Annotated in this window: 13 protein-coding genes; 1 reads left to right on the forward strand and 12 read right to left on the reverse strand. The window is 48.4% G+C overall.

All coding sequences use genetic code 11. The features are described from left to right. Positions 1 to 39: 39 nt before the first annotated feature. Positions 40 to 2,052: an HD domain-containing phosphohydrolase gene (locus AB1611_05450; protein ID MEW6379035.1), complete on the forward strand. Its 2,013-nt coding sequence runs from the start codon at positions 40 to 42 to the stop codon at positions 2,050 to 2,052. A gap of 68 nt (positions 2,053 to 2,120) precedes the next feature. Here the strand turns inward: AB1611_05450 and AB1611_05455 are convergent, their stop codons facing one another. From AB1611_05455 to AB1611_05510, 12 genes are all read right to left on the reverse strand, one after another. Then, complete coding sequence (locus AB1611_05455; protein MEW6379036.1) at positions 2,121 to 3,212, reverse strand: LysM peptidoglycan-binding domain-containing protein; 1,092 nt, start codon at positions 3,210 to 3,212, stop codon at positions 2,121 to 2,123. 128 nt (positions 3,213 to 3,340) lie between these two features. After that, entirely contained in the window at positions 3,341 to 3,637 is a 297-nt protein-coding gene (locus tag AB1611_05460; GenBank protein ID MEW6379037.1) for a hypothetical protein, read from the reverse strand. A 74-nt stretch (positions 3,638 to 3,711) separates the two neighbouring features. Further along, positions 3,712 to 4,959: a type II secretion system F family protein gene (locus AB1611_05465; GenBank protein MEW6379038.1), complete on the reverse strand. Its 1,248-nt coding sequence runs from the start codon at positions 4,957 to 4,959 to the stop codon at positions 3,712 to 3,714. Between the two features lie 6 nt (positions 4,960 to 4,965). Beyond that, complete coding sequence (gspE, locus tag AB1611_05470) at positions 4,966 to 6,696, reverse strand: type II secretion system ATPase GspE (GenBank protein MEW6379039.1); 1,731 nt, start codon at positions 6,694 to 6,696, stop codon at positions 4,966 to 4,968. 65 nt (positions 6,697 to 6,761) lie between these two features. After that, positions 6,762 to 8,375: a secretin N-terminal domain-containing protein gene (locus AB1611_05475; protein ID MEW6379040.1), complete on the reverse strand. Its 1,614-nt coding sequence runs from the start codon at positions 8,373 to 8,375 to the stop codon at positions 6,762 to 6,764. A gap of 9 nt (positions 8,376 to 8,384) precedes the next feature. Beyond that, positions 8,385 to 9,419, reverse strand: coding sequence for a type 4a pilus biogenesis protein PilO (gene pilO / locus AB1611_05480; protein MEW6379041.1), 1,035 nt, complete (start codon positions 9,417 to 9,419; stop codon positions 8,385 to 8,387). 1 nt (position 9,420) lies between these two features. Then, positions 9,421 to 10,029: a hypothetical protein gene (locus AB1611_05485; GenBank protein MEW6379042.1), complete on the reverse strand. Its 609-nt coding sequence runs from the start codon at positions 10,027 to 10,029 to the stop codon at positions 9,421 to 9,423. A 3-nt stretch (positions 10,030 to 10,032) separates the two neighbouring features. After that, complete coding sequence (gene pilM / locus AB1611_05490) at positions 10,033 to 11,526, reverse strand: type IV pilus assembly protein PilM (GenBank protein MEW6379043.1); 1,494 nt, start codon at positions 11,524 to 11,526, stop codon at positions 10,033 to 10,035. 6 nt (positions 11,527 to 11,532) lie between these two features. After that, the gene (locus tag AB1611_05495; protein ID MEW6379044.1) at positions 11,533 to 12,447 is read right to left on the reverse strand and encodes an AAA family ATPase; all 915 of its coding nucleotides are present in this window, start codon (positions 12,445 to 12,447) and stop codon (positions 11,533 to 11,535) included. Between the two features lie 245 nt (positions 12,448 to 12,692). Continuing rightward, positions 12,693 to 13,307: a prepilin-type N-terminal cleavage/methylation domain-containing protein gene (locus AB1611_05500; protein MEW6379045.1), complete on the reverse strand. Its 615-nt coding sequence runs from the start codon at positions 13,305 to 13,307 to the stop codon at positions 12,693 to 12,695. An 8-nt stretch (positions 13,308 to 13,315) separates the two neighbouring features. Further along, positions 13,316 to 13,678 carry a hypothetical protein gene (locus AB1611_05505; GenBank protein ID MEW6379046.1) on the reverse strand — a complete coding sequence of 121 codons (363 nt, stop codon included), beginning with the start codon at positions 13,676 to 13,678 and terminating at the stop codon, positions 13,316 to 13,318. Positions 13,679 to 13,763: 85 nt separating this feature from the next. Further along, complete coding sequence (locus tag AB1611_05510; protein MEW6379047.1) at positions 13,764 to 14,249, reverse strand: prepilin-type N-terminal cleavage/methylation domain-containing protein; 486 nt, start codon at positions 14,247 to 14,249, stop codon at positions 13,764 to 13,766. Positions 14,250 to 14,430: the final 181 nt, after the last annotated feature.

Genomic DNA, 14,430 nt, shown 5'->3' on the forward strand with positions numbered 1-14,430 from the left:
CTCCTGATTTCTCAACACAAATATGAGGTCTTTAACTGCATGGTAAGGGTTTCACGGTTCCTAGCTGATTATCTCCTTCACCGCCCCCGCCAGCGGCTTCAATTCAAGATCATTCTTTCCACCATTCTGGTTGTCGCTGTCTGGATAGGCATATCCACCTATATCAGCCTGGTAACGCAAACAGGGTACTTTCTGGATGGAGCCCAAAAGCGTATCCTGCTGCTCGCTCAAACCCTTGAGAACAGCATTGTCCATTCCATGCTGATCGGAAAGCATGAGGATGTCAGGGATTTACTGATCAATATCGCCAATGAGGTCGATATGCAGGCCATCCGGATCCTCAATAACCAAAAACAGATTGTTGCCTCCGGTGATGTCACTGAAGTAAACAATTACCTGCCAAATGTGGATTTATCCTTCATCAGCCAGGGGAAAAATGAGCTGATCGAGATCGACCCGGACTATACCAGAATTTCCATGCTGAAGCCGATTACCGGGAAAAGCAGTTGCTATACCTGTCACAGCCGTGGAAACGAAATTATGGGCATTCTCCATGTCCAGGTATCGATTGCCTGGATGAAGGTCCCTTTGATGGCCAGCCGGTTTTTCATTATCCTTTCAGCCGTGGTAACCCTTTTCCTGATCGGCATCTCCGTATACTTCCTGCTTTCGAAACTGGTTGCCAGGCCGGTCCACTCGCTGATGGAGGTGATGAATATTGTCCGGCGGGGCAACTGGGATGCCCGCGTTCTTCTGGACACTACGGATGAGCTCGGGAAGCTGGGCCATACGTTCAATTATATGGTCTCGGAGATCAGCGAGCTGCATGAGCGGGACCTGCGACGTGAACAGGCCCTGGTCAGAGCGGAGGAGGAGCTCAAATACAAACGGCAGATCGAGGAGAAAAACATCCAGCTCGAAAGAACAATCGATATTCTCACCACCTTGAATAATATCGCCAAGGAAATCGGATCCGTCATCGACATTAATCAATTGCTGAGCTCCGTTCTCAAGATGACCGGTAATATCCTGAATGGGGCTTCAGGCTACCTGTCGATCTTTGATCGTGACCTGAAGCAATTGAAAGCAACCCATACCCTGCGCCCTGACATCAATCACGGAGAGGATATATTGAACCAGAAGATTGCCCAGCATGTTTTCAATACCGGAAAGGCTGTATTAATCCCCAATTTTTCGCAGGATACCAGGTTCCATATCGAAGAAATCCGGAACCATATGCCGCGGTCTGTCCTCTATGTCCCTCTCTACACCAAGGACCAGATTATGGGAGTCATCGGCATGATCGATAAACAATCGAACACTCCCTTTACCCTTGACGATCTGGAACTGCTCACCACCATTGCCAACGAAGCTGCGGTGGCTGTTGAAAATTTCAACTTATACAACGACTTGAAGAAAAGCTATTTTGACACCATCCGGGCTCTGGTAAATGCCATCGAAGCCAAGGATCCTTATACCTTCGGACATTCGGAGCGGGTCACGGAATTAAGCCTGCTGATTGCCAAAGAGCTCGGATTGCCGGAAAAAAGCCTGGAAGTCCTGCGGCATGCCAGCATCCTGCATGATGTAGGCAAGATCGGGGTCAGCTTGAATATTCTTCACAAAGATATGACCCTGTCCCCTGATGAAGTGGCCCTGGTTCGGGAGCATTCGCGGATCGGCAGCAAGATCATCGATCACATCGGCTTTCTGAAAGAGGTCAGGGAGGGAATCAAGCACCACCACGAACGGTATGATGGGCGAGGATATCCTGATGGCCTTGGTCCCAGTCAGGTTTCAATCGAAACCCGGATTCTCGCTGTGGCCGATGCTTTTGACGCCATGACTTCCGATCGACCCTACCGCCAGGCTCAGGGAGCTGAGGAGGCGCTCCAGGAGCTTCGAAAGTGTGCCGGTACCCAGTTTGATCCTGCAATTGTTAATGTATTCATCAGGGTCTGGAAAAAAATGAGCAAATTATCCGGCTCACTCAAAGAGGAGGAGATAAAGAGCAGCGAAAAAACCGGGATCAGAAGCCAATATCCTGAATAAGCAAACCTTCCGGCTCCTGATCCCTGACTGCATTGTCTTTTACTGACCACTGATCACACTGGCCTCAATCAAGGCAAGGTTGAAAACCGGGTGCCAACCGTAATTGCGTCCTTACTTTTCGTGATCAAGGCTGTGCTGGTATCATCTTCTGCCTTGAGAACCATTAATTCGCCAACTATATCATTGACGGTTTCAGACCGCTGTTCACTGCTCTGAAAATTCTCATCGATGATCGAATCCCTGCGGTAAATGGAAAAGCAATCCCCGGCCTGGATATGCTGCTTTTTGCCCTGGTCGAGGAAGACGATATTATACGTGGCCAGGTTGATACGTCCATCCTCACCGGCAATGACGATTCCCTGGATTTTCTCCTTGGGTTCGTTCCGGGCGGGCAGGGGAATTCGCTGATAGGTTCTGATTCTGTCATTCAGATGTATTTCGGAAAAAGAGCGGATAATCTGAGCCAGAGCAGTCCGCTCAAAGACCTCCTTCACCTCAATGACTCCAAGAATCTGAATCTGATAGCCTATCTCAAGGCCGGTCTCCGGATGGAGAATCATATCCTGATCATGAGGCCGGAACACGGTAAACTGTGCTCCTGGTGAAACCTGGCTTTTCCCCCTGTTAATGTAGATAAGGTCCGGGTAGCTGTAGCTGATTTTGGTTTCCTTGGCATCAATAATCGATCCCCACTGCTCCTGCTTTTCCTTGGCCGCAAGCTCTGCCCTGGAAAGAATGTAGCCACAGGAATCTATCTGATCACGATTGATCAGGTATTCGGGAGCCGGTGCTGCGGCTTGTAATCCGGCTGCCGGTGGTAATTCGGCAGGCTGCGGTGAAGAAATCTTGACTGCCCGGGCCGGATGCCCGGAGCGGGCCGGATTGTCAGGGACCGGGCTCTTTTCTTTGAGCAGCAGGGGCTGCCCGGGATAGATCCATTGCGGATCTTTGATATGTTTATTCTTTCCCCAAAGGGCAGGCCAGGTGGAAGGATCAGCAAAATAGCGGTTCGAAATATCCCAGAGAGTGTCGCCCTCTTTAACGATGTACACTGACGGAGCCTGTTCTGCCGCTGTCAGAGGTGAGTAGACCGCTATGGCAGAAAAAACAGAAAGAAAGCTAATGAACAACCATGATAAACTTTTCCTTTGCCCGGCCATAGGTGCAACCTCCTTTTCATGGGTGAGATTGATGTGAGTAGAAGTAATTCTGTCCACCATTTTTCGAGCCAGCAGCGCCTCCTCAGTTTAAAAATGTTATGTCTATGGGGCAATAGAATAGCTTTTGCCTATTCCATCGCCACTTCGGAGTCATCATCCAGGGGGAAAATAAAGGTAATCTGCTCCCGGTTGATGCTTAAAAACTTTGCGAAATACAGCATGTTGTCCGAATCCTTCGGGTAGATCGAAGCATCGGTTATCGGAATAAACAGCTCACTTTCTGCATTTCCCTTGCTGTTGAGAAAATCAGTCAGTCTTCCTCCTGGAATATGAATAATCCCGATAATTTTCGTATCGGAAGTGAAGATAACTACCTTTAAGCTTAATTTCTTGGATTTGATTGGATACTTACGAATTTCCACCATAAGCTGATAAACCGGCGTCCTTCCATTCTGGTCAGAAGGGGGTATGACCCTTCCGGGTTAGGGGTAATTTCCCCTTAGTGGAACGCTCCTCCCATTTTGAAGATCGGCAGAAAGACGGATATGGCAATTGAGCCGATAATCAGGCCCATGACGATGATGAGCACCGGTTCGATAATGGAGGTAAGCGTTGCCACGGTGGTATTTACCTGTTGCTGATAGAAGTCGGCCACCTTGGAAAGCATGGCGAACAGGGTTCCTGATTCCTCCCCCGATGAAATCATTTGCAGCATAAGCTCAGGAAAAACTTTCCCTTCGCTGAAGGCCTCGGAGATAGTGGCCCCTTTCTGGATTTTGACCGAGCATTCCTCGACTTTTTTCTTGATATAGGAATTGGGGGTTGACTCACTGATAATCCGGAGTGACTGAATAATGGGCAAACCGCTTTTCAAGAGAATGGAAAGGGTTCTGGAAAACTGGGTAAAAATGCCTTTGACCTGAATAGGCCCGATAATGGGAATTCGCAGCTTCATTCTGTCCCAGGTATTTCTTCCCCATGATGTCTGGAGGATAAGCCCCCATACTGCCCACAGGCTGAAGAAACCGATCAGATACCAGTGATATCCATACTTGATGGTCGTACTGATATTCATTAAAATTTTTGTCGGCAGCGGCAAGGGGGTATTCAGCCGGGTATAAATCTGGTTGAACTGGGGAATGATGAATAACAGCAGGGTGAGGACGACTACCAGGGTGAAAGAGATCAAGGCAACGGGATAGGCCAGGGCAGCCTTGAGCTTGCCCCGCACCTCCATGGCCGTTTCCTGGTAAAAGGAGAGCTGGCTGAGAATGGTTGACAATGTTCCGCTCGATTCACCGGCATGAATCATATTTATGTAGAGCTTGCTGAAAACATGAGGATGCTTGGCCATAGCCTCGGATAGATCATCCCCGCTTTCGATATCCCGGTGGATTTCGGAAATGATATCCCGGAATTTTTTGTTTTTTAAATCCTTGCCTAAGGATTCAAGGCAGCGGGAGAGGGGGACTCCAGCCCCGAACATGGCGGCCATCTGGTGAGTAAAGAGTAAAATCTCATTGGAGGAGATAGAGTTGAAGGTCTTTTTCAATTTGGTCTGGAGCTTATCTCTCAATCCGGGCTGAGGAATTTTGGCCTGCCTGCCCTCCTCCACCTGGGTGGCTGACAGCAAAACAGCGTTCTTGCGGTGAAGCCGGTCGATGAGCGTCATTTCACTGTCCAGCTCGATCACACCGGCTATGGTTTTCCCATCAAACCGCCTGGCTTTATATTGAAAAACAGGCATAGATTATTAATCTTCCTCCATGCAGGTCTTGAGGATTTCCTCAATCGAGGTAATTCCCTGAATGACTTTATGGAGACCGCTTTCGAGCAGGGTTGTCATTCCGTTTTCGATAGCCTTTCGTTTAATGATATCGGGCAGGGCGTTCTGTAAGACCATATTCCGGATCGATTGATTGACGACCAGAAGCTCAAATATGCCAATCCGGCCAAAGTATCCCGTATTATTGCATTTCTCACAACCCCGGCCACGGTAGAAGACAACACTTTCATTGCGGTCCGGCTGCAAGCCGAGGCTTTCGATCAGAGTTTCGCTGGGAGTATAGGCTTCCTTGCAATGACTGCAGATACGGCGTACCAGTCTCTGAGCCACAGCCAGGGACAGGGAATTACAGACCAGAAAAGGTTCAATGCCCATATTAATCAACCTGATAAGGGTTCCGACCGCATCATTGGTGTGGAGCGTGCTGAAGACCAGATGCCCGGTCAGGGCAGAGCGGATCGAGATCTCCGCGGTCTCCTGATCGCGAATCTCTCCGACCATAATCACATCGGGATCCTGGCGCAGAATCGACCGTAACCCTTGCGCGAAAGAAAGGCCGATCTTGAAATTTGCCTGGATCTGATTGATGCCCTCGATCTGGTATTCCACCGGATCTTCGATCGTAATAATATTTTTCTCCGGAGACCGGATCCGGGAGAGAATAGAATAGAGCGTGGTCGATTTTCCACTTCCCGTAGGGCCGGTCAGAAGAATCATCCCATAGGGTAAGTACATGTGGTGCCGGAAGATTTTCAGTTGATGATTATCCATGCCCAGCTCTTCCAGACGAAAGTTGAAGGAACTTTTTTCCAGCAGTCGCAAGACGATCTTCTCACCAAAAATCGTCGGAATGCTCGATACCCGAAGGTCAATCTCCCGGCTGCCGAATTTGACCGTGAACCTTCCATCCTGGGGGAGTCGTCGCTCGGCTATGTCCAGATTGGATAAGATCTTAATGCGGCAGACAATGGCTGATTGCAGTTGCTTGGATGGCGAGAGTATCTTATGCAAAACCCCATCTATCCGGTAGCGGATGAGCAGTTCTTTTTCTGTCGGTTCGACGTGGATATCACTGGCTCTTTTGGAAATGGCATTGCTGATGACATAATCGACCAGCTTGACAACCGGAGCATCCTCGACCTGCTGCCGCAAAGATTCAAGGTCGATCTTTTCTTCTTCCTTGCGTTCCTGAACTTCGAGGTGCTGAGCATGAAGGTCTTCCAGAACCTCCAGCAGTTGGGCCTCTTCCCGCTTTTTGTAGAGAAGATTGATCGAATCCTCGATATCCCGTTTGGAGGCGATTACCGGCTTGATTTCCCGCTGAGTGACTTTTTGGATATTATCAATGGCCAGAAGATCGAAGGGGTCTGACATGGCCACCGTAAGACCGTCTTCGTCAATGGAAAGAGGGAAGGCAAGATACTTCCGGGCCATTGATTCCGGGATCAGTTGGGCATGTGCCTGGCTTATGTGGCTGAGTCCCTCCCGATCGATATAATCGATATGCAGTTGTTTAGCCAGGGTTTTCAGAAGGTCCTCTTCGGAAATCAATCCCATGTTCAGCAGGATGTCACCCAGCCGCTCGCCGGTGTGTTTATGCTTCCGATAGGCCTCTTCCAGTTGCCCTTTGGTGATCAGATTTCCCTTGGTCAGGAGGTTTCCAAGGAGGTCATATTCTTGACGATATCCTTTCGGCATATGAATTTCCTAGCTTTCTCAAGATCCCTTTTATATCTCCCTGACCGCTGTTAGGGTTTCGGGCTTTAATTTTTGGCCTGTTGGGCCTGGACAATATGAGGAGTAATAAAAACCAGCAGCTCTCCATATTGGGACCGGTTTGTTTTTCCCTTGAATAACCACCCGATAAGAGGAATCTTACTGAGCCAGGGGATGGCCGACTGCTGCTGGGATGTATCGGTAATCGCCAGCCCGCCGATGACAGCGGTTTCGCCATTACTGAGAATAAGCTCCGTTTCCGCCTCGCGGGTATAAATAACCGGCACATTGTTGATTGTGCGGCTGAAATCCGGTGTATCACGACTGATGTTTATGGTAAGCTGGACCTGATTATCCGAAATAATATGCGGGGTGACAACCAGTTTGGTTTTTGCCTCCTTTTCGGTGGCGGTACTATTTTCCTGATTTGCACCGCCAGTCACGATCGTTGTGCCGGTATACAGTATAGGGGGCAGTTGAATGATCTCACCGCTGCTGATCGTGGCCTGGGTATTATCCAGGGCCATAATCCGCGGCTGAGAAATGATCCGCCCGTTTCCGCTGTCTTCCATGGCCGATAGCCGGAGGTTCAGGGCCATCTTGTCCTTGATGTGGCCCAGCATGAGATCGACCCCGCCGTAGGCGTTCGTTGTTGTGGGCACATTTACCGCATAGTTGGAAGAGCTGCCGTCGAAATTGCTCCCTCCCATAGCGCCCCCGATAGATATGGTCGGCATCGTTTTTCCCGATGGAGGACTGAAATGCGAACGGCCTCCCCACTGTATGCCGAAGCTGTTGCTGTAGCTTTTGGTTGTCTCGACGATCTTGGCATCGATCATGATCTGGCAGACCGGTTTATCCAGGTCTTCAATAATTGAAGTCAACCGGCCAATGTTTTCCGGCAGATCGGTGATGATAACCGAATTGGTTGGTTCATGAGCACTGACTTTTCCCTCGAGGGCCTTGATTTGGGCCACATCCAGACACTTGATGTAGCGAAGCTTGACGATTTTGGTAGATTGCGTCACTTCCTTGATATCTTTTAGCGGTTCAGCGATATCCAGTTTACTGATAAGAGCTTTGACCTCTTCGATTTTCTCGGCCGTATCTTTGATAACTACTGAATTGGTCCACTTATCTGCCTCAACAACGGTTTCAGGCAGGTTGGTCTTGAACTTGGATAAATTGGGTATCAGCCGTTCTGCATTAGCGTATTTCAGGGGGATGATCTCGGTCCGAAGCTCCTCAACTTTCTGATTCGAGGTCTCCTGGGCGAGCAGCTTTTCGAGCGGCCTGATCCGGTAAATGTCCCCTTCTTTAATGAACCCCAGGTCGGCATAGTTCAGGATGCTTTTAAAAGCCTCTTTGACCGGGATATCATTAACGATGATGCTGATCTTTCCCTGAACATCTTCACTCATGATGATGCTCAGCCGGTACCTGTCGGCAAAGGCCCGCAATACGTTTCTGACATCAGCATCGACAGCTCTCAGGGAGCAGTTCTCATACGGGAAATCATGGTCGGAAATATCGGAATCATAAGGTTTTCTTCTTTCCGCCTGGCAACTGGGGCTGAAGGCAAAGACAGATACAAGACCGCTGCACACTAAGACCAAGAGGAACGGCATCCATAGCCAATATTCTCTCCTCTGAAATTTCATACACTTCTCCTATTTAAATTGGACCGGATTGGGAGAGAGCTTCAGGGTATATCTTTCCTGCCCGTCTCCCAGGGTTACGGTATTCTCTCCAATGCTGAGAACCTTCATACTTACATTCCGGTCGCCTACTTGTGCATTTTCCAGAGTATCTCCACTCCTGACTACGTCCTGACCAAGGATGGCGCGCCGTTCTTTTTGGAAATCAATGATGGCGTTGACAACCAGTTCCTTGTCATCTTTTTTAACAACCAGGACAGGCCGGTCATAGTCTACCCGCCGCCTGCCTCCCAATGAAGCCATAAGGTATTCCGAACGAAATGGATCATTCTCTGCGGCCTGGGCAATAAGGGTTTCCTGCTCAGTCTCTTCCAATTGCGGGGAGGGAGCAGCCGGCGCAGTACCCTTTGAGTTCGGATCAAGATAAAAATCCCGCACCTGAGCCAGGTTTTCGAAATCCTTCAACTGCTCATCTTCCATTTCCAGGGTATTAATATGAATTTTGGCTGTCACCTGGTCAGAAGGGCGGGTCTGGCTGGCCAGATCACTCTGGGCAGTCACTATTGGCTCGGTTTGGCTGAGGTCGAACCTGTCGATATTGAGCTTCAGTTTATTCTCAATGCAGTTTAAAAAGCGAAGCATCTGCGAATAGGTTGCCCGTGCCTCGACTTTGAAGATACGTTTCTGGTAAAATTTTTTGTTCTCAGGCTGCAAGGGGTCAATGGAGAGGAATTTGATACCCAGGGCATTGGCCTCTTGAGTCAGACTTTTCAGGAGATAGGGAACCTGCTCCGATTTTTGAATGTGCAGCCGGTTAAAATAATTTACCTGGGTATTATGGGTATTGAAGGAGGCGATTTCCCGCTGGAGCTTTTTGGCGGCGATAGATTGAACCTGAATTTTCTGCTCCATCTCTCCCATTTGGCCCAGGTTCTGGTCAAAAACCCTTCGGTTGGGCATGTAGAGAAAGTAAAAAAACAGGCTGGCAATCAGCAGACATCCTCCGAGTGTAATAACCATCGATGTTTTCGGTATGGAATAGGCCATATTACTGCTTATCTCCTCCCTGCACTTGAGCTGTCCTGGCTAACGAGGAGAGCTTGAAATCCACAATGTTCTTCTGCTCGTTCTGCAATTGCGAGTAAACGAATTCCAGCGGAGAAAAATCCTGACGGAAAGAATCGTCTTTATTCATTTCCTCGATAAAGATGGCTATTTTATCCAAAGACTCGCGATTTGACCGGGAAACCGTTTGCCCGTAAATCTCAAGCGCAGGAAGCTTATCGGCAGATTTTTCCTCTTCGGCAAAAAGGACCCTGGTAATCCAGATGTCTTCGGGAATCAGAAGGCTGAAGGATACCAATTTTGCGCTCCAGTCGATCCGCTCCCCGGACGCGGCCAGGCAGAGATCCTGCTGGCTTTTAAGTTTACTCTGCTGGGAATTCAACCGGGTCAATTCAAGGTTGAGCTCGCCAAGGGTTGTCTGCTGCTCCCGGATCTGCTGACAGATGGGTAAATAAATGCCTGCATAGAGGCCATAAGCCAGCACAGCCCAGATGACAACCGGCAGAAGGAAAAAGAGCACCTTGTTGGCCTCTGCATATCGGACCTTTCTCTGTCCCGGGGTCAAAACATTTATCGTGAATGTACTGTTCATAATTTAGGCCACCCTGCTTGCCAGCCCGAGAGCGAGCGCCATCTGCGGAGAAAAAAATTGCAGCTCATCCTGCTGCGTAAACTTCCTGGGATCGATCTGAACCGCCTGAAAGGGATTGGCTATTTCCACAGCCAGTCCAAGCTCCTCCGAAAGGTAGCCAAGCAGGCCGGACAGCCGGGAGCTGCCACCGGTCAGAACGATGCGGCCAAACCCCCGGCGTGAAGTCTGATTATCGTAATAAATAAGAGACCGTCTGATTTCCCTGGTCAGGTTGTCCAAAACAGGCCGGATGATATTCAGGTCAAATTTTTTGTCATGTTTTGCCGTTTCCGCCTCTTCGAAGCTGAGTCGTTTTTCCTTTTGGATGGCATGGGTAAAGGCATCCCCGGCAATCGGGATGTCTCTCGTCAGGTAGAGATCATCCTTTTTGTAAATATTCAGGATCGTGGTTGAAGAACCGATGTCCAAAAGGACCACTGCCCGTTCATCCCGGCCCGGATTATTGGCCGAAAACGCATTGACCAGGGCCAGAGAGTTGATATCGATAACGCTTGGCTTGATCTGAATACTTTGCAGCATATCCAGATGGTCCTGCAGAAGTTTTTTGGTCACTGCCACCAGCAGCACATCGGTTTGCTTGTTTTTAGTTGACCTGCCGAGGATCTGATAATCGATATTGACATCCCGCAGGGGGAAGGGTACATAACTTTTCGCCTCCCACCGGATCGACTCCTCGATCTCTTTATTCGAGAGAGGAGGAAATTTGATATGCCGGACAATGACCGACGATCCGCCAACAGCACTGATGATCCTGGAATGAGCAAGTGAATTCCCGCCGAAAAGACCCCTCAGTGTACCGGCCACCGAAGACCAGTCACCGGGAGTATGGTGGGAATTTTTAATGATTCCCCAGGCAATAAGATGACATTTATTCATCCTGCGCTGTATCTGGACGTATTTAATGTATCGGGAACCGATGTCCAGACCGAGACTGAATTTATTGTTCCCCTTGATTTCCCCCTGCTTGCGGTAAATCTCCTCCCCAGGCTGAGCCGCAGCCGACAGAAACTGCTGGGACTGGGATGACGGAAATGAGGAAACGCTGTCGGAAGCGTCTTCTTCTGTGCGTTCCGATCGGGGCTTGCGCTTTCTCTGGGTATCCTGAAGAGTATAAACATCAGGAGGTTCCTGCCGATCGGGAATGCCTTCTCCCCGGTTCGGATCAGCCGGGAAATCCGGGTGAGTACTGTCCGCGAGTCCGTCAGCGAAACGAGACTCTTCCTCCTCTTCCAGAGCCGAAGGCCCGGAAAGTTCAGGGGAATCATCATACTCGTTACTTTTCAGGATCGGGGATCTTTCCGGTAACTCTTCATCAGAGCCACCATCCTTCCCGGCATTCGGAATATCCCGGGGGGGCGTGCTCTCCGACGGATCCTTTTCTCCTCTGATCAACCGTAAGAGCTTATTAGTAGCCGCGATTTCGTCTTCTTTTTTCACCCCTACTTAATCCTTATTGATGGAATGCAGATGCGATTGCAGTTGGGCATAGCTCCGGGAAAGCCCCTGAAGATTTTTTTTAAAGCGGATAAGTTCATCATCCGAAAAAATACTCTTTTCCTGGACAGCCTGCACAATGTCCAGATCAACTATCCGTTTTTCATGAATTAACGTCATGACCAGAGCATGATGACAGAACTGGATAATCTTGCGGGGATACCCTTGAGTCTGGAGATGGATATATTGAATAGCTTCATCATCGAACAGGGTATTTTCTGGAGGCAGTCCCGCTCTCTGAAGACGGTACCGAATGAGATCTCTGGTTTCCGCAAGGGACAACGGATTAATGGTATAGCTGATATTTACCCGGTCCATGAAATTCTTATGCTCGGCCACAATGTCCAGAAACTCCATCTGGGCAAGAATGATAAGCTGAAGCAGCTTATATTCGTTTGTCTCAAAATTCAAGAGATTTCGCAGTATCTCAATATAAGGGGAGGTCAATTTTTGCCCCTCGTCAATGAGCAGAACGATGATCTTCTCTTCGTGAACGCCCTTTTGAAAGAGATAATCCTGCAAGGCTTCCTTATATCCAACCGTTGACCGGACACGGGCCGCGATACCGAAGGTGTCGTTCAGACAGGACAAAAACTGGAATTCCGAGCGGAAAGAAGGGTCGAGGATCAGGTGAAACAAAAACCTGTCTTTCTCCTTCTTGAACATGTTCACCAGAATCCTGCTGATAGTTGTCTTTCCCGTGCCAATGTTTCCAAGGATAATGTTCAGCCCCCGGCGGAGCCGAATGGAAATTTCAAGCCGCTGCAAGCACTCCTGATATTCAGGCGAATAATAAAAAAATCCCGGGTCTGGAGAATTGGAAAAAGGCTCTTTCTGAAGGCCAAGCAATGAATAATATTCCATAAGTTCCTGCGCAGATTATAACACACTTGCTAAAAATATTACCATGAAAGGTTCAATAAATCAATGGAAAAATTACAATAAAATTTTTAAATATATACTTTGTTAAACAAAAGTGTTAATTTATGCTTCATTTCGCTGACAAGAAATAAAAACCTGGTATAAATACCTGAATCAAAAACCGCATACTCTTATCCACCTTGCTCTCTATTATAGCCTATCTACCCAGGCAATAGCCAAAAAATTATTCACTCCCTTGCCCAGTTCCTCGGAGTTACCGTTGTACTCAACTCTGAGGATAGACGATCCTTGGTCACGGTCACTTTAATTGTCACGCTCTTATCCGGTCTAACATCGAAATTAACAGCTACTTCATAAGGACTTTTCCGATATTCCTGATACCCGTCACGATAAGGGATAATGGTTATCCAATCCCGGGCAGGGGAAGAGGAAGAAGCCGGATGCCTGACGAGTTTCTTTTCCCGCTCTTCATACACAATCCATGAGGAGGAGGATGGATCCAAAAAAGAGAGCTTCGTGGCACTGTCACGTCTGCAATCCGAGGCCCAGATAATGCCTGCCTCTCGATGCGCCTCCTCTGCGGAGGATCCAGCCGGATCGATAAAACCATAGACCATATGGTCCATGGCAAATTCAGCCTGCTCCTGCAACTCTATCGCCACCTTGACCGCCTCGCGGTTTGCATAAAAATCTATCAGAAACTTCCCCCACATCGTCAGAAGGATGGCCACAACCACCAGAGAGACGACCAGCTCAACCAGGGTCAGCCCCTCCTCCGGCAGCAGCCTTCCGCTCTCAGCCCGGAATTGGAATCGTCGTCGGGCACAGAACCGCGCGCACATATGCACCCTTACTCTCCTGCAATCGTCGTGAGCGAGATTGAAATGTCCTGCCTCTCGTTCCAGGTAATCCTCCACTCAAGGGTTTGATCAGCAGGGTTTTCTTTCACGGTTACCGTACTCCTGATCTTGTAAAGAGGGGTAATGGATACATCTATCTCCTCATTCGCTCTATAACCATTCTGCGGGTTGGCCATGAATTCTTCAACTTTCTGTTGAACTATCCGCAGGGCGCTTCGCTTCCACCGCATTTTATCGGCCCGTGAGCTCATGTAGTTATAGCTCGCCAGCAGCCCCGAAATGGTAATCAGGAGAAAAACAACAGAAACGATAACCTCGATCAGGCTGAATCCCCGACTGTCTGATAAGCTCATAGTACCTGCAATCCGTCAGTAGAGAAAAAAATCCCCTTGCACCGAGAATTCAAGTGTCAATAGTGCAAAATCATCCAACCGCTTCTTACGATGCAGTATTCAAAAGATATGGGGCATATTTGGTCAGCAATCCGTTATTAGCTGGATTTTGTTTCCATGTCCCCCTGTATTCCGGTGATATCTCATAGATGATGAGGCCATTGCCAGAGAGACCGGAGGTGGTTTTTGGAGTAATATTCATAATCAAAGTAGCAGTCGGTGCCGGCACACTCCAGGTAATATCGAAATAGGTCTCATTAATATCAACCACCTTGACGGTGCCTCCTGTGGTATCATCTTTCGTGAGAGTATCTTTAGTCGGCCACCTTCCATTTTCCATTTTGTAGATCCGGATAGCATTGGCCAGTGCATCGACATTGGAAATGGCCTCGTTGATTTTAGCTCTGTTGACGTAATTTGAATAAACCGGAACGGAAATAATGGCCAGGGCACCCAGGATAACCAGAACAACCATAATTTCGATAAGCGTAAAACCACTTTGTGTATTTTTTCTTTCGAGAGTTCTCGACATTGGAATTCTCCTTTTCTTGGAATTTTTATACTTTAAAGAAGAATGATTAAAACTGGAAACAACAACCAATAATATGATTTATCGAAGATTATAACTGCTGTCTGCACCTGAAAAATTCAATTATCCCTGCCTCTCCCCCCTCCTTATCAATATTTAACATATTGTATATCTAAAATATATA

The sequence above is a fragment of the bacterium genome (assembly GCA_040755755.1).
Lineage (GTDB): Bacteria > SZUA-182 > SZUA-182 > DTGQ01 > DTGQ01 > DTGQ01.

Coding starts and splice junctions, on each gene's coding strand:
- AB1611_05505 (MEW6379046.1), bottom strand. CDS start 13,678: ATGAGCTTATCAGACAGTCGGGGATTCAGCCTGATCGAGGTTATCGTT.
- AB1611_05495 (MEW6379044.1), bottom strand. CDS start 12,447: ATGGAATATTATTCATTGCTTGGCCTTCAGAAAGAGCCTTTTTCCAAT.
- AB1611_05465 (MEW6379038.1), bottom strand. CDS start 4,959: ATGCCTGTTTTTCAATATAAAGCCAGGCGGTTTGATGGGAAAACCATA.
- AB1611_05485 (MEW6379042.1), bottom strand. CDS start 10,029: ATGAACAGTACATTCACGATAAATGTTTTGACCCCGGGACAGAGAAAG.
- gspE (MEW6379039.1), bottom strand. CDS start 6,696: ATGCCGAAAGGATATCGTCAAGAATATGACCTCCTTGGAAACCTCCTG.
- pilO (MEW6379041.1), bottom strand. CDS start 9,419: ATGGCCTATTCCATACCGAAAACATCGATGGTTATTACACTCGGAGGA.
- AB1611_05500 (MEW6379045.1), bottom strand. CDS start 13,307: ATGTGCGCGCGGTTCTGTGCCCGACGACGATTCCAATTCCGGGCTGAG.
- AB1611_05455 (MEW6379036.1), bottom strand. CDS start 3,212: ATGGCCGGGCAAAGGAAAAGTTTATCATGGTTGTTCATTAGCTTTCTT.
- AB1611_05460 (MEW6379037.1), bottom strand. CDS start 3,637: ATGGTGGAAATTCGTAAGTATCCAATCAAATCCAAGAAATTAAGCTTA.
- AB1611_05450 (MEW6379035.1), top strand. CDS start 40: ATGGTAAGGGTTTCACGGTTCCTAGCTGATTATCTCCTTCACCGCCCC.
- AB1611_05475 (MEW6379040.1), bottom strand. CDS start 8,375: ATGAAATTTCAGAGGAGAGAATATTGGCTATGGATGCCGTTCCTCTTG.
- AB1611_05510 (MEW6379047.1), bottom strand. CDS start 14,249: ATGTCGAGAACTCTCGAAAGAAAAAATACACAAAGTGGTTTTACGCTT.